This is a genomic window from Streptomyces sp. NBC_01261, assembly GCF_036226385.1.
Classification (GTDB): Bacteria; Actinomycetota; Actinomycetes; order Streptomycetales; family Streptomycetaceae; genus Streptomyces.
The window spans coordinates 3,550,001-3,565,251 of record NZ_CP108463.1; the positions used below are offsets into that span (position 1 = coordinate 3,550,001).

General features: G+C 68.9%; 12 protein-coding genes and 3 pseudogenes. 3 read left to right on the top strand and 12 right to left on the bottom strand.

What is annotated here, in order from left to right; all coding sequences use genetic code 11:
* Positions 1–105: 105 nt before the first annotated feature.
* The 5 genes and pseudogenes from OG226_RS15145 to OG226_RS15165 form a co-directional block, all read right to left on the bottom strand.
* On the bottom strand, positions 106–1,791 hold the full coding sequence (locus OG226_RS15145) for a ribonuclease J (protein ID WP_328678167.1): 1,686 nt from the start codon (positions 1,789–1,791) through the stop codon (positions 106–108).
* Positions 1,792–1,919: 128 nt separating this feature from the next.
* Positions 1,920–2,819 carry a 4-hydroxy-tetrahydrodipicolinate synthase gene (gene dapA, locus OG226_RS15150; RefSeq protein WP_328678168.1) on the bottom strand — a complete coding sequence of 300 codons (900 nt, stop codon included), beginning with the start codon at positions 2,817–2,819 and terminating at the stop codon, positions 1,920–1,922.
* A 211-nt stretch (positions 2,820–3,030) separates the two neighbouring features.
* Positions 3,031–3,480, bottom strand: a pseudogene (thyX, locus tag OG226_RS15155) (FAD-dependent thymidylate synthase); the annotation flags it as partial.
* 3 nt (positions 3,481–3,483) lie between these two features.
* Positions 3,484–4,410: pseudogene (locus tag OG226_RS15160) on the bottom strand (HNH endonuclease); the annotation flags it as partial.
* Positions 4,390–4,680, bottom strand: a pseudogene (locus OG226_RS15165) (FAD-dependent thymidylate synthase); the annotation flags it as partial. The pseudogenes OG226_RS15160 and OG226_RS15165, both read right to left, overlap by 21 nt.
* 213 nt (positions 4,681–4,893) lie before the next feature.
* Here OG226_RS15165 and OG226_RS15170 point away from each other — a divergent pair.
* Together OG226_RS15170 and OG226_RS15175 are read left to right on the top strand one after the other, a co-directional pair.
* Positions 4,894–5,133 carry a hypothetical protein gene (locus OG226_RS15170; protein WP_329349223.1) on the top strand — a complete coding sequence of 80 codons (240 nt, stop codon included), beginning with the start codon at positions 4,894–4,896 and terminating at the stop codon, positions 5,131–5,133.
* A gap of 122 nt (positions 5,134–5,255) precedes the next feature.
* Complete coding sequence (locus OG226_RS15175) at positions 5,256–5,810, top strand: hypothetical protein (RefSeq protein WP_328678170.1); 555 nt, start codon at positions 5,256–5,258, stop codon at positions 5,808–5,810.
* 102 nt (positions 5,811–5,912) lie between these two features.
* On the opposite strand, the gene OG226_RS15180 is transcribed toward OG226_RS15175, so the two are convergent.
* From OG226_RS15180 to rpsO, 5 genes are all read right to left on the bottom strand, one after another.
* Complete coding sequence (locus OG226_RS15180; protein ID WP_328678171.1) at positions 5,913–6,365, bottom strand: hypothetical protein; 453 nt, start codon at positions 6,363–6,365, stop codon at positions 5,913–5,915.
* Between the two features lies 1 nt (position 6,366).
* Entirely contained in the window at positions 6,367–7,119 is a 753-nt protein-coding gene (dapB, locus tag OG226_RS15185; protein WP_329349224.1) for a 4-hydroxy-tetrahydrodipicolinate reductase, read from the bottom strand.
* Between the two features lie 61 nt (positions 7,120–7,180).
* Entirely contained in the window at positions 7,181–8,560 is a 1,380-nt protein-coding gene (locus OG226_RS15190) for a M16 family metallopeptidase (RefSeq protein ID WP_328678173.1), read from the bottom strand.
* Positions 8,557–10,779: a polyribonucleotide nucleotidyltransferase gene (locus tag OG226_RS15195; RefSeq protein WP_328678174.1), complete on the bottom strand. Its 2,223-nt coding sequence runs from the start codon at positions 10,777–10,779 to the stop codon at positions 8,557–8,559. The genes OG226_RS15190 and OG226_RS15195 overlap by 4 nt, the downstream gene beginning before the upstream one ends.
* A 358-nt stretch (positions 10,780–11,137) precedes the next feature.
* Entirely contained in the window at positions 11,138–11,425 is a 288-nt protein-coding gene (gene rpsO, locus OG226_RS15200; protein ID WP_019064787.1) for a 30S ribosomal protein S15, read from the bottom strand.
* A gap of 295 nt (positions 11,426–11,720) precedes the next feature.
* Between rpsO and OG226_RS15205 the strand changes: the two genes are divergently transcribed.
* Positions 11,721–12,002, top strand: a complete 282-nt coding sequence (locus tag OG226_RS15205) for a DUF397 domain-containing protein (RefSeq protein ID WP_328678178.1) — start codon at positions 11,721–11,723, stop codon at positions 12,000–12,002.
* Positions 12,003–12,072: 70 nt separating this feature from the next.
* Here OG226_RS15205 and OG226_RS15210 read toward each other — a convergent pair whose 3' ends face one another.
* Both OG226_RS15210 and eccD read right to left on the bottom strand, forming a co-directional pair.
* Positions 12,073–13,599 carry an outer membrane protein assembly factor BamB family protein gene (locus tag OG226_RS15210; RefSeq protein WP_329349225.1) on the bottom strand — a complete coding sequence of 509 codons (1,527 nt, stop codon included), beginning with the start codon at positions 13,597–13,599 and terminating at the stop codon, positions 12,073–12,075.
* A gap of 81 nt (positions 13,600–13,680) precedes the next feature.
* Positions 13,681–15,171 (bottom strand): type VII secretion integral membrane protein EccD, encoded by a 1,491-nt coding sequence (gene eccD, locus OG226_RS15215; protein ID WP_328678182.1) that lies wholly within the window; start codon positions 15,169–15,171, stop codon positions 13,681–13,683.
* Positions 15,172–15,251: the final 80 nt, after the last annotated feature.

The window sequence follows — 15,251 nt, forward strand, 5'->3', positions numbered from 1 at the left end:
CGGGTTCCCCCTCAGGCGGAGCCGTAAACGTACTGGAGCGGGCCGCCTCGATGCAAATCGAGGCGGCCCGCTCCAGGTTCACGCGTACGAGGGGTCGTACAGCGGTCAGACCTCCACGACGACCGGGAGGATCATCGGCCTGCGCCGATAGTTGTCGGAGACCCACTTGCCCAGCGTGCGGCGGATCAGTTGCTGCAGCTGGTGGGGTTCCACGACGCCGTCCTGGGCCGAGCGCTCCAGGACCTCCGTGATCCTCGGGACCACGTCCACGAAGGCGGAGTCGTCGATGCCGGAGCCGCGGGCCTGGATGTGCGGGCCACCTGTGATCTTGCCGGTGGACGAGTCCACGACGAGGAAGACCGAGATGATGCCCTCGTCGCCCAGGATCCTGCGGTCCTTCAGCGCGGGTTCGCCGACATCGCCGACCGAGAGGCCGTCGACGTAGACGTAACCCGCCTGGACCTTGCCCGAGATCTTGGCCTTGCCCTCGATGAGGTCGACGACCACGCCGTCCTCGGCGATGACGATCCGGTCGTGCGGGACGCCGGTCATGGCGCCCAGTTCGGCGTTGGCCCGTAGGTGGCGCCATTCGCCGTGGACCGGCATCAGGTTCTTCGGCCGGCAGATGTTGTAGAAGTACAGCAGCTCGCCGGCCGAGGCGTGTCCGGAGACGTGGACCTTGGCGTTGCCCTTGTGGACGACGTTGGCGCCCCAGCGGGTGAGGCCGTTGATGACGCGGTAGACCGCGTTCTCGTTGCCCGGGATGAGCGACGAGGCCAGGATCACCGTGTCGCCCGCGACGATGCGGATCTGGTGGTCCCGGTTGGCCATGCGGGAGAGGGCGGCCATCGGTTCGCCCTGGGAGCCCGTACAGACCAGGACGACCTGGCTGTCCGGGAGGTCGTCGAGTGTCTTGACGTCCACCACCAGGCCCGGCGGGACCTTGAGATAGCCGAGGTCACGGGCGATGCCCATGTTCCGGACCATCGAGCGACCGACGAAGGCGACCCTGCGGCCGTGCTCGTGCGCCGTGTCCAGGACCTGCTGGATGCGGTGGACGTGGCTGGCGAAGCTGGCCACGATGATCCGCTTGCGGGCGTTGCCGAAGACCTGCCGCAGGACGTTCGAGATGTCGCGCTCGGGCGGGACGAAACCCGGGACCTCGGCGTTCGTCGAGTCTGCGAGGAGCAGGTCGATGCCCTCCTCGCTGAGCCGGGCGAACGCGTGTAGATCCGTGAGACGGCCGTCCAGCGGGAGCTGGTCCATCTTGAAGTCGCCGGTGTGGACGACCATGCCCGCGGGCGTGCGGATGGCGACCGCGAGCGCGTCCGGGATCGAGTGGTTGACCGCGACGAACTCGCAGTCGAAGGGACCGATGCGCTCGCGGTGCCCCTCGGCGACCTCCAGCGTGTACGGCCGGATGCGGTGCTCCTGGAGCTTCGCCTCGATGAGGGCGAGGGTCAGCTTGGAGCCGATCAGCGGAATGTCCGCCTTCTCACGAAGGAGGTACGGGACGGCGCCGATGTGGTCCTCGTGGCCGTGTGTGAGGACGATGCCGTCGATGTCGTCGAGCCGGTCCCTGATGGACGTGAAGTCCGGCAGGATCAGGTCGATCCCAGGCTGCTCCTCCTCGGGGAAGAGCACGCCGCAGTCGACGATGAGCAGACGGCCGCCGTATTCGAAGACCGTCATGTTTCGGCCGATTTCCCCGAGGCCACCGAGCGGGGTGACCCTCAGGCCGCCTTCGGGGAGCTTGGGCGGCGGGGCGAGTTCAGGATGCGGATGACTCAAAAGACTCTCCTACCCATGCGCGCCACGTACCTGTGGGCACGTGGCGCGCATGACGTTCGTGCAAATGCAGTTATCGGATGTGGGGTGCGGGCGCCGAAGCCCCGCGTATTCAGTTGTGAAGTCCGTTGTCAGAGCTGTACCCCGCCGGCGGCAAGATCGATCTTGAGCTGGGCGATCTCCTCGGGCGAGCACTCGACCATCGGTGAGCGCAGCGGTCCGGCGGGCAGTCCCTGGAGGGTGAGCGCGGCCTTGGTGGTCATGACGCCCTGGGTGCGGAACATGCCGGTGTAGACGGGGAGCAGCTTCTGGTGGATCTCGGTGGCCTTCTGGACGTCACCGGAGACGTACGCCTCCACCAGGGTGCGCAGCTCGGGTGTGACCACATGGCCGACGACCGAGACGAAGCCGACCGCGCCCACGGAGAGCAGCGGCAGGTTCAGCATGTCGTCGCCGGAGTACCAGGCGAGGCCGGTCCGGGCGATGGCCCAGCTGGCGCGGCCCAGGTCGCCCTTGGCGTCCTTGTTGGCGACGATCCGCGGGTGCTCGGCGAGTCGGACCAGTGTCTCGGTGCCGATCGGGACGCCGCTGCGGCCGGGGATGTCGTAGAGCATGACCGGCAGTTCGGCGGCGTCGGCGACGGCCGTGAAGTGCCGGTAGAGGCCCTCCTGCGGGGGCTTGTTGTAGTACGGCGTGACGACGAGCAGGCCGTGTGCGCCGGTGCGTTCGGCCGTGCGGGCGAGTTCGACGCTGTGGTGGGTGTCATTGGTGCCGACGCCGGCGATGACGTGGGCGCGGTCTCCGACCGCTTCCAGTACGGCTCGTACGAGATCCGCTTTCTCCGCGTCGCTGGTGGTCGGGGACTCACCGGTGGTGCCGTTGATGATCAGGCCGTCGTTGCCTGCGTCCACCAGGTGGGTAGCGAGCCGCTGAGCGCCGTCGAGGTCGAGTGCGCCGTCCGCCGTGAAGGGCGTGACCATGGCGGTGAGGACCCGCCCGAAGGGGGTCTGCGGAGTGGAGGTCGGAGCCATGGGTAACACGCTACTCGCTGCTCAATGCGGGGTCTGCCTCAGGGGCAGGCGACAAGTCATGACAAATGTGGAGCCCGGCACTGCCTGCTCGGGGGTTCAAGCAGTGCCGGGTCCGTTTGATCAGGCTAGATGAACTTCTCTAAATGCCGCAATACGGACACTTCGCGCGACCCATCCGTACATGTGTGCCCGACCGGCAAACGGAGGGGCGCTACGGGGCGACACGACCGTTGGCATTGAAGGCGGCGTAGGTGAGCGGCATGAGCTTGGCCCACTCCTCCTCCATCTTCTCGCCGACCATCTCGATCTCCCGCTGCGGGAAGGACGGGACCTTCGCCAACTCGTGCTGCGTGCGCAGGCCGAGGAAGTGCATCAGCGAGCGTGCGTTGCACGTGGCGTACATCGAGGAGAAGAGGCCTACGGGGAGGACGGCTCGGGCGACCTCGCGGGCGACGCCGGCGGCGAGCATCTCCTGGTAGCGCTCGTACGCCTGGACGTAGGACTCCTGCATCGAGCGTTCGACGATGGCCTGCTGCGCCTCGGTACCCGACACGAACACGTACTTGCCCGGGCGTCCCTGCTGGACCAGCTTGCGGTCCTCTCCGGGGACGTAGAAGACCGGCTGGAGTTCCCTGTAGCGGCCGGATTCCTCGTTGTACGAATTGTGTACGACGACACCGTTGGCCAGGAAGTTGTGCCAGGGGCCTTCCACCGACAGGTCGTACGTCATCTCCTCGCCGTCGTCCTCGATGGAGATCACCGGATCAGGCACGGCTACCGCGGTCTTCCCGCCGCGACGTGCGAGCTTCTGTTCCTCCGCGCTCTTGGCCGCGTGGCAGGGCTCGCAGGCAGGCGCCAGGTTCCGCTCGTCGAGTGCTCGGGTCAGGTCCTCGGCCACGGGAACGACGTGAGCGAGCGCGAGGTCTTCGCGTGCGAAGACCTCGCCGCAGGCGTAGCAGGTGTCGGTCTCACCGATGAGGCGGTCGCGCTGCATCGACGTCCAGACACCCACACCGCGCCCGAGGCTCGGCGGAACCAGCCTTTCGGAGGGGCGCGGTTCCGTCCCGGCGGTCATCACGGCATCTCCCACCGCGAGTTCACCAGCCTTGCGCCAGCCGTCCGGGGTGAGCACCGCATGATCGACTGTGGAGCGCAGAACCTTTCCACCTGCCGTGGTGATCTTGATCAGCGGCTTGACGCCCGACTGGATGACGTCGACGATCTGGGCCCGCTGGGCCGTCAGGGTCTCCTCGTCGTAGCAGCGGACGTGGTTGCGCCGGACCGATTCGAGTTTGCGCAGTCGGGTGGACGGGTGCTGCTCCCGGAATTCCGCGACGGCCGAGTCGGCCGCGTCCCGGTTGTCGTAGAGCCCCAGGTAATGGTCGGTCTCTCCGCGCCGGACCTGCGCCATCCACTTCTGTGCACCTGCGTGCCAGGTCACACCACCCGCCGAATGCGGCAGACGGTCCTCCACGCCCAGGTGCCACAGCTTGTACAGGTCCTCGATCGAGCGGCGCCTGAGGTTCCCCGCCTCGCTTTCGAGCGTGATCTCGGTGTCACCGGAGACGCACCAGCCCACCCGATGCCGCATGAACTCACGGAAGACGAAGATCGGGGCGCTGATGAAGAACGTCATCGAGTTGTGCTCGAAGGGGCTGCCGTGCCGGTCCCGCATCAGGTAGTTGATCAGACCCTTGGAGCGCTCGGGGTCCTTGCCCATCTCGTCCAGGGACTGCTCGCCGATCGTCGAGACGCGGGCGGCGAAGAGCACGTCCGCGTCGGACGCGGTGTGCTTGACCAGCTCGACGGTCACGTCACTGCGAAAACTGGGCTTGAGGTCGTCGGCGGGGGTGTCGGTCACGGCTCGGAGGGTCCTTCCATCACGTCTCTCGGGCGGCGCCCACTCTACGGCCAGGCACTGACATCGGGGCGTTCGGTGCCGGGCCACGACATTCATTGGCGAACTTCTGCGAATTCGGTGAAACGGGGCACCAATTGGGGCGTTCGCTCGTCTGTCTTGGTGAGAGTCACCCGTTCGATCCCGATTCGACCCCAGAGGGGAGAAGCACCACCGATGTTCCGTCGGCGCGAACCCGTTCCGTTCGCCTTCATCGCCGAGACCGACCGCTTCCGCAGCAATGTCGCACCGCCGCCGCGTGAGCGTGCGTCCGCCGGTCAGCTAGCCGGGCGTTGGCTCCTGGGTCTCACCATCGTCGCCGGAATCGTGGGCTCCCTGGTCCTCGGGATGCCGGCGCTGTCCCAGAACAACCTCTCGACCCAGCACCAGCAGTCCCAGGCCGCCGACAATCGCTGACCCGGCACGCGGCCGTACAGCTGACCATGACTCATCCGGACCCCCAACGGTGGTGAGTGGGAACCCGGCCGGATAGCCTCACCGGGCACAGCCCACGCATGGATTCAGTGAGGACACCAGCCGTGCCCCTGCCCTTCCTTACGGCCGACCGCGCATTCGAGGCCGCGGACGAGCTCGCGCTGCCGTTCGACGACCGCGACCGCTGGCGGCGCCCCTACCGGCCCGGCCCGTGGCGGGTGGCAGCAGCCGCGCTCGTGCTGCTGCTCGCGTCGTATGTGCTGTTCGCCGCAGTCATCATCGCGTTGACGGGCTCGCGGTCCGAGGCAGCGGTGATCCTCGGTATCGCGGTGGCCGTCATCCTCTGTGCCCTGCGGCTGCTGCGCATGGGCGTGTGGGTGAGCGCGCGCGGGCTGCGCCGGGTGCGGTTCCTCTTCACCCTGACGGTGCGGTGGGACCGGGTCGTCGCGGTGCGCACGGTGCAGCAGCCGGTGCGCTGGCTCGGACTGCCGCGCACGGTGCAGGGGCAGGCGCTGGTCCTCGTACGCAAGGACCGTGCTCCGGAGGACGTGACCGCGCTGCTGACCACGCACGACATCGACTTCGTGGCGCGTGCCTCCTCCTTCGACCGGGCTGCGGACTCGGTCGAGGTGTGGTCCGACGAGTACCGGCGGAGCTGACCGCCCGACAGCGGCCGTAATAAGCCGAGCAGTCGTATGCCGAAGGGGCCGGTCCGCAGTGAGTGCGGACCGGCCCCTTCGGCGTACGGGCGTTTCAGCCGCTCATGCCTGGACGGGGCGGCCGTCGTGCAGGGCGATCGCGCGTTGCATCGCCTTGCGGGCGCGCGGGGTGTCACGGGCGTCGTGGTAGGCGACGGCGAGGCGGAACCAGCTGCGCCAGTCGTCGGGGGCGTCCTCCGTCTCGGCCTTGCGCTTGGCGAAGACCTCGTCGGCGGAGTCGCGGTCGATGCGGCCGCCCGCGGTACGCCGCAACTCGTCGACGGGCAGGCCGCCTTCGGCGTCGAGTTCGGCGGCGAGCTTGTTGGCGTTGCGGACGAACTGGGTGTTCTTCCAGAGGAACCAGATGCCGATCACCGGCAGGATCAGGACCGCGACCCCGAAGGTGACCGTGATGAGCGTGCCCGACTGTATGAGCATGACGCCGCGGCTGCCGACCAGGACGAAGTAGAAGACCAGGACGGCGGCCGTGACGGCGTAGGTGACTTTGGCGCGCATGTCAGCCCAGGTCCAGGAAGTGCTCCAGGCCGAAGGTGAGGCCCGGGGTCGTCACCACGCGGCGGGCGCCGAGCAGGATGCCCGGCATGAAGCTGCTGTGGTGGAGCGAGTCGTGGCGGACGGTCAGCGTCTCGCCCTCGCCGCCCAGCAGGACCTCCTGGTGGGCCAGCAGGCCGCGCAGCCGGACGGCGTGCACCGGGATGCCGTCGACGTTCGCGCCGCGCGCGCCGTCCAGGGCCGTGGTCGTGGCGTCCGGCGCGGGGGCCGAGCCCGCCTTGGCCCGGGCCTCCGCGATGAGCTGGGCCGTGCGCGTGGCGGTGCCGCTGGGGGCGTCCACCTTGTTCGGGTGGTGCAGCTCGATGACCTCGACCGACTCGAAGTAGGGCGCGGCGATCTGCGCGAACTTCATGGTGAGTACGGCGCCGATGGAGAAGTTGGGCGCGATGAGGACGCCCGTCTCCGGAGACTCGGCCAGCCGGCCGTTCAGCTGCGCGAGGCGTTCGTCGGTCCAGCCCGTCGTACCGACGACGGCGTGGATGCCGTGCCGTACGCAGAAGTCGAGGTTGTCCATCACCGAGGCGGGCGTGGTCAGTTCGACCGCGACCTGGGCGCCCGAAGCCGTGAGCGCCTCCAGGGTGTCGCCGCGGCCCAGGGCGGCCACCAGTTCCATGTCCTCGGCGGCCTCGACGGCTCGTACCGCCTCGGCGCCGATCCGGCCCTTGGCACCGAGGACCGCCACGCGCAGCTTGCTCATCGTTCTTGCTTCCTTACCGGATACGGGTTCCGAAACCGGATACGGGTTCCGAAGGCGGGTGTCAGGCGACGGCGTCGTGCAGTCGGGCCGCCTGCTTGTCCTTGAGCGGGCCGATGACCGACAACGAGGGCCGCTGTCCCAGGATCTCGCGGGCGACCTCGCGGACCTCGTCCGGGGTGACCGACTGGATCCGGGCCAGCAGGTCGTCGACGGACATCTGCTCACCCCAGCACAGCTCGCTCTTGCCGATGCGGTTCATCAGCGCGCCCGTGTCTTCGAGGCCCAGGACCGTGGAGCCCTGGAGCTGGCCGACGGCGCGGCCGATCTCGTCGTCGGACAGGCCGTGTTCGGCGACCTGGTCGAGTTCGTCGCGGCAGATCTTCAGCACGTCGTGGACCTGCGAGGGCCGGCAGCCGGCGTAGACGCCGAAGAGGCCGCAGTCGGCGAAGCCGGACGTGTACGAGTACACGCTGTAGGCCAGGCCGCGCTTCTCCCGGACCTCCTGGAAGAGGCGGGACGACATGCCGCCGCCGAGGGCCGTGTTGAGGACCCCCAGCGCCCAGCGGCGCTCGTCGGTGCGGGCCAGGCCCGGCATGCCGAGGACGACGTGCGCCTGCTCGGTCTTGCGGCCGATCAGCTCGACCTTGCCGGTGGAGCGCAGCACGCGGCGGCCCTCGCGCGGGGCGATGGGTGTGGCCTCGGGGGTGCGGAAGGCGCCCGCCTTGTCGAAGGCCGCGCGGACCTGTCGTACGACCTTGTCGTGGTCGATGTTGCCGGCGGCCGCGACCACGAGGTGGGTCGGGTCGTAGTGCTTCTTGTAGAAGCGGCGGATGCGGTCCGCGGTGAGGGCGTTGACGGTGTCGACCGTGCCGAGGACGGGGCGGCCGAGGGGGTTGTCGCCGAACATCGTGCGCGCGAACAGGTCGTGCACGCAGTCGCCCGGGTCGTCCTCCGTCATGGCGATCTCTTCGAGGATGGCGCCACGCTCGACGTTGACGTCGTCCTCACGGATGAGGGAGCCGGTCAGCATGTCGCAGACCACGTCGATCGCGAGCGGCAGGTCGGTGTCGAGCACGCGCGCGTAGTAGCACGTGTACTCCTTCGCCGTGAACGCGTTCATCTCGCCGCCGACCGCGTCGATCGCGGAGGAGATGTCCAGCGCGCTGCGCTTGTGCGTGCCCTTGAAGAGGAGGTGCTCCAGGTAGTGCGTGGCGCCGTTCAGGGACGGTGTCTCGTCGCGGGAGCCCACGTGTGCCCAGATGCCGAAGGTCGCGGAGCGGACCGAGGGCAGCGTCTCGGTGACGATGCGCAGGCCGCCCGGGAGGGTGGTCTTGCGGACCGTGCCGATGCCGTTGGTGCCCTGGATGAGGGTTTGGGTACGGGCGACGGCCCGCGCCTCCGAAGAGGTGCGGGCCGTCGCCGTGGAGCTGCTCGACGTCACTTGTCGCCGTCGTCCTTCTTGTCGTCCTCGGCGTTCTCTTCACCCTCGATGACGGGGATGAGGGAGAGCTTGCCGCGGGAGTCGATCTCGGCGATCTCGACCTGGACCTTCTGGCCCACGCCGACGACGTCCTCGACGTTCTCCACGCGCTTGCCGCCGGCGAGCTTGCGGATCTGCGAGATGTGCAGCAGACCGTCCTTGCCCGGGAGCAGCGACACGAACGCGCCGAAGGTGGTGGTCTTGACGACCGTACCCAGGTAGCGCTCGCCGACCTCCGGCATGGTCGGGTTGGCGATGCCGTTGATCACTGCGCGAGCGGCCTCGGCCTGCGAGCCCTGCGCGGCACCGATGTAGATGGTGCCGTCGTCCTCGATCGTGATGTCGGCGCCGGTGTCCTCCTGGATCTGGTTGATCATCTTGCCCTTCGGGCCGATGACCTCGCCGATCTTGTCCACGGGGATCTTGACGGTGATGATCCGCGGGGCGTTCGGGGACATCTCGTCCGGCGTGTCGATCGCTTCCATCATCACGTCGAGGATGTGGAGGCGGGCGTCACGGGCCTGCTTGAGAGCGGCGGCCAGGACGGAGGCGGGGATGCCGTCCAGCTTGGTGTCCAGCTGGAGGGCGGTCACGAACTCCTTGGTGCCGGCGACCTTGAAGTCCATGTCGCCGAAGGCGTCCTCCGCACCGAGGATGTCGGTGAGGGCGACGTAGTGCGTCTCGCCGTTGATCTCCTGCGAGATCAGGCCCATGGCGATACCGGCGACGGGGGCCTTCAGCGGCACACCGGCGTTCAGCAGCGACATGGTGGAGGCGCAGACCGAGCCCATGGACGTCGAGCCGTTCGAGCCGAGGGCCTCGGACACCTGACGGATCGCGTAGGGGAACTCCTCGCGCGTCGGGAGCACCGGCACCAGGGCGCGCTCGGCGAGCGCTCCGTGGCCGATCTCGCGGCGCTTCGGGGAGCCGACGCGGCCGGTCTCGCCCACCGAGTACGGCGGGAAGTTGTAGTTGTGCATGTAGCGCTTGCGGGTCACCGGGGAGAGGGTGTCCAGCTGCTGCTCCATGCGGAGCATGTTGAGGGTGGTGACGCCCAGGATCTGGGTCTCGCCACGCTCGAACAGCGCGGAACCGTGCACGCGCGGGATGGCCTCGACCTCGGCGGCGAGCGTACGGATGTCCGTCACGCCACGGCCGTCGATGCGGATCTTGTCCTTGATGACACGCTCGCGCACCAGGGACTTGGTCAGCGAGCGGTACGCGGCGGAGATCTCCTTCTCGCGGCCCTCGAACTGCGGGAGCAGCTTCTCGGCGGCGATCTCCTTGATGCGGTCCAGCTCGGCCTCGCGCTCCTGCTTGCCGGCGATGGTGAGCGCCTGGGAGAGCTCGCTCTTGACCGCGGCGGTCAGGGCCTCCAGGACGTCGTCCTGGTAGTCGAGGAAGACCGGGAACTCGCCGGTCGGCTTGGCGGCCTTCGAAGCGAGGTCGGCCTGGGCCTTGCAGAGCACCTTGATGAAGGGCTTCGCGGCGTCCAGACCGGAGGCGACGACCTCCTCGGTGGGCGCCTCGGCGCCGCCCGCGACCAGCTGGATGGTCTTCTCGGTGGCCTCGGCCTCGACCATCATGATCGCGACGTCGCCGTCCTCCAGGACGCGACCGGCGACGACCATGTCGAAGACGGCGTCCTCAAGCTCGGTGTGCGTCGGGAACGCGACCCACTGGCCGTTGATCAGCGCGACGCGGACGCCGCCGATCGGGCCGGAGAAGGGCAGACCGGCCAGCTGCGTGGACGCGGAGGCGGCGTTGATCGCCACGACGTCGTACAGGTGGTCGGGGTTGAGGGCCATGATCGTGGCGACGACCTGGATCTCGTTGCGCAGGCCCTTCTTGAAGGACGGGCGCAGCGGGCGGTCGATCAGGCGGCAGGTGAGGATCGCGTCCTCGGACGGCCGGCCCTCACGGCGGAAGAAGCTGCCGGGGATCTTGCCGGCGGCGTACATCCGCTCCTCGACGTCCACCGTGAGGGGGAAGAAGTCGAGATTTTCCTTGGGCTTCTTGGAGGCGGTGGTGGCCGACAGCACCATGGTGTCGTCGTCCAGGTACGCCACGGCGGAGCCGGCGGCCTGCCTGGCCAGCCTGCCCGTCTCGAAGCGGATGGTGCGGGTGCCGAAAGTACCGTTGTCAATGACGGCCTCGGCGTAGTGGGTCTCGTTCTCCACTAGCGTTTTCTCCGTTACTTGTCGTCTTTCGTCCCTCCCCGCCCGTGTGGCGGGGGGACGGTGGCGGAGAAGCGCTGTCTGGTGCGGGCCGGTCTTCGATCGAAGCACCCGGGGTTTCCTGCCCGGGGGCCACTACCGAGGACCGGCGGCTGCGAGGCGCGCTTCTCCTCTTCGTGGTCGTGCTCTGTCGCACGCGGTCGTGCTGGGTCGTACGTCCTGCGTCTCACATCGTGCGTTGTGCTACCACACTACAAAGCGTCAGTGACACTCCGCACGTTTCCGCACGTACGGGCAATCCGCACATACGGCAAAGGGAGCGGCTCCCGATCGTTTCGGGAACCGCTCCCTTCACGGCGTCTTACTTGGCGCCCGCCGCACCGCGGCGGATGCCCAGGCGGTCCACCAGCGCACGGAAGCGCTGGATGTCCTTCTTGGCCAGGTACTGGAGCAGCCGGCGGCGCTGACCGACCAGGATCAGCAGACCACGACGGGAGTGGTGGTCGTGCTTGTGGGTCTTGAGGTGCTCGGTCAGGTCCGAGATACGGCGCGAGAGCATGGCGACCTGGACCTCGGGGGAGCCGGTGTCGCCCTCCTTCTGACCGAACTCACTGATGAGCTGCTTCTTCGTAGCGGCGTCGAGCGACACGCGTACTCCTCGTAGTCTGAGATGTGCCACCGAGTGCCCCTGGTCCACTTCTCAGGGGAGCTTCCATAACTCGGGAGGCGGGTATCCGCTGGGCGCTGCCTCCGGAGCGGTGAGCTCCAGGGGTGCGTACACAAACGGCCGCTACACAGCGTACCAGCCTGGGGGGACACCTCGGTCCAGCTCCGTGAAGGGCCCTGACCGGGGCGGATACGGCCACTAGGGTGATCTCCATCCACATGTGGATGGAGATGTGGACGCAGATCACGTCGGTTCGTCCGGAAGGGGTCGCTTCGCCATGGCGGAGACGGAGCAGGAGATCAAGGCACGCAAGGAGCGGGAGCGGGACGAGCTGTACGCCCTCGACATCTCGGGTGTCGAGTGGCGCAGCGCGCCGGGCACGGAGGACCACGAGGAGCGCGTCGAGATCGCCGACCTGCCCGACGGCGCGGTGGCCATGCGCTCGTCACTCGACCCGGACACCGTGCTGCGGTACACGGAGGCGGAGTGGACGGCCTTCGTGCTGGGGGCGCGGGACGGGGAGTTCGATCTGGAGCCGGCTCCGGAGGAGCAGCAGTAGCAGTCTTAGGAACGGGAAGAGGGGCGGCACGCGTGCGTGCCGCCCCTCTTCCCGTCAACGCTCCTTGCCGTCACTGCTTCGTGACGCTGCTCCCGATGCCCAGGACCAGCCAGGTCCACGCCTTGCCGCTGCTGGGACCGTCCGCCGCGTGGGCCGCGAAGTACAGCCGGCCGTCCTGGACGACGATGTCGTTCGCGTCGAGGGTCGTCAGGGTGTCGGCGTCCTGCGGCACCCCGAAGTAGAGGTACGGGGTCTCCTTGCCGGTCCTCGGGTCGAGGCTGACGAGTGCCGACGGCGATATGCGGTCGTCACTCATCCGCAGTGCGAGGAGCCGGCTGCCGCTCACGCGCAGCGGGTACAGCAGGGAGTTGGGCCCGGACTCGAACTTCTCCGTCGTCTTCCCGGTCGCCAGGTCGAAGCCGATGATCCAGTTCGCGTTGTGCGGGGCGCCCGCCTCCTTGCTCCGGACGAAGACCTGACCGAGGCCGACGGCGATCGTCTGGCAGTCGTCGATCACCAGGTAGTCGACCTGGTCGGAGCAGTCGCCGACGTAGTTGCCGCTGGTCAGGCCGATCGTGGCGCGCACCTTGCCCCGGTCGTCCAGGGAGAGCAGCTCGGTGAAGCCGGTCTCCCCCGCCGAAACGGCCACGACCGGCGGATCGCTCGACGGCAGTTCGAGATCCCGCAGGCCCTTGGTCCCGGCGTACGTCCACTTCTCCTTGCCGGTGCCGGGATCGACCTTGCGCACCTTGTAGGTGATCGTCTGCCAGGAGGCTGCGGTCGTGCTGTCGTCCCAGCACTCAAGGCGGACGAACAGGGCGCGTCCGCCCGCGGCCCCCATGTCCTGGCACGAGCCGGACTCCGTCGTACGCCAGATCCGCTCGCCGGAGTCCATGTCGTACGCGTCCGTGCCGCCGCCCCAGGTGACGGTCACGGTGGCGTGGGTCAGGGTGACGCTCGGGGTGTCCTGGGTGGCGCCGTCCGTCGGGGTGCCCGGTTCGTCGCCGATCGTGGAGACGGGGAACTCGTGCTCCCAGATCCGCTTGCCGTCGTCGAGGTCGAAGAAGGCGACGTGGTCGCAGAGGGACGCCTTGTCCTTGCCGTCCCTGAAGACCACGGCCGTGCGGTTCTCGCCGGTCACACGGCGGGTGTAGCCGCAGATCGGGCCGGCCAGGCGGAGTTTCCAGACCTCGTCGCCCGGTGCGGCGTCGGTGCCCGTCCTGAAGCCGACCAGCGTCTGGTTGATGCCCTTGGCGAGGATCTTGTCGGTGGCCCAGGTGCCGGGCATCTCGGTGTGTTCGCCGGCGGTCGCGTCGTCGATCGAGAAGCGGAACGCCATGTCGCCGGTGGTGGTGGCGGGCTTCTTCTCGACCGTGTCCCGGACGTCGAGGCGTCCCAGGCTCGCCGCGGGGGCGTTGTCGGTCGTCGCCCTCTTCTTGTCGTCGCTCCTGGCCGCCAGCAGGCCGACGGTACCTACGGCCGCTGCGAGGACGACCGCGAGCAGCCCCAGCAGCCTGTTCCGGCGGCGCTTCTTCTGCTGGTCGTTCCGGGTGAGGACGGAATGGGTGTACGGGGAGGGGGGTGGGCCGAAGCTCACGCGGGCGAATCCTTTCGGCGCCTTTTCATCGGTAGCACGTCGCCGTACGTCTGCTTCTCCTCGGCCGTCGGTGACGCCGGGTCAGCTCGTCAGTGAGCGGACCGTCGCGTACACGTCGAAGACAGCGAGCGCCAGCGGCACCAGCGTCAGCAGGACGAAGCCCTCGGCGATCTCCAGGAAACGCCCCCAGAACGGGGTGAGACCGCTGCGCGGGACGATCAGCCCGATCGCGGTCACGAGCGCGGTGGCCGCCGCGATCGCCGCGACGAGCCAGACCGTACGGAGGTCGAGGCCGCCGCGGTCGCCGTGGATCAGGGAGTCCGGCGGGTTGAGCGCGAGGCCCAGGCCGAGCAGCACGAGGGAGCCGAGTCCGGCGGCCAGAATGGGGGCGACCTGGGCGGTGTAGCGGAAGAGGTGGGCGCGCATCAGCAGCGCGACACCGGTCGCGAGGGCGAGCAGCTGGGCCCAGACGTCGTCGGAGAAACCGAGAACGGCCGAGGTGCCGACGGCGGTGACCGCGCAGCCGCCGACGAGGCCGACGAGGAGTTCGTGACCGCGGCGGGCCTGGGCGGCGACGCGTTCGGTGTCGACCGCATCCTGGGCGGCGGGCTCGGCGCCGTACGCGCTGCGCGGGGCGGTGTTCGGGGGGTCGAAGCCGATCGGCAGACGGGCGAAGCGCATCGAGAGGCCCGGCAGGAAGGCCAGCGCGCCGACCGCGACCGGGGCGCACAGGGCGGCGATCTCGGACGGCGTCCAGTGGGCCCGGATCGCGATGAACGCGACGATCAGGCCGACCGCGGACGCGAAGACGAGGGCGACGAACGGCGCGTCCCCGCCGGGTGAGCACAGGGTGAGGACGACGGCGGCCACCAGCACGGCCGCGCAGGCGAGGAGGAACTGCAGTTTGCCGATCCCCTGGCCGTCGGTGAGCGGCAGGAGGCCCGAGCCGGCCACCCCGATGTCGGTCAGGGCGCCGAGGCCCAGTGCGATGGCCGAGGACCTGTCGTCGTAGACCCGGGCGCGGACGCAGGCCAGGACGACCAGCAGGACGCCGACGACCGCGGCGAGGATGCCGGGCAGGCTGTTCATGTCGTGGCGCGGGTCTGCGGTCCAGGCGACGAAGGCGAGCAGGGCCGGCAGGACACCGCCGCCGACGAGGCCGGCGGCTCGGGTCAACTCGCCGTCCCACAGGGTGTGTTCGCGGGTCACCGCGGCCGAGACCGCCTCGGACACGTCGTCGAACACGGCCGGCGGGAGGGACTCGGAGAAGGGGCGCAGGGTGAGGAGTTCGCCGTCGAGGATGCGCTGGCCGGCGAACGTGCGGGAGCTGTCGAGGACGGTGCCGTCCCGTCGCACCAGGTGATAGCCGACCGGGGCACCCTCGGCGGGGCTCTGCCGGGAGAGCCTGAGGATCTCGGGATAGATGTCGGCGACCGGGATGTCGTCGGGCAATGCCACGTCGATGCGACTGTCGGGCGCGACGATCGTGACCCGGCAGAAACCGAGCCCCGGGCCGGTGCCGACAGGGGCTCCGGTACCGGGCCCGCCCGCCGCGGAAGCCGTGATGCTCACCTGCTGATCCCCCTCGATGGTGATGGTGCGTCTGCGTCGTGAAGGTGTCGCGCGGTGCGTTCCGCAGACCTTCACATCGC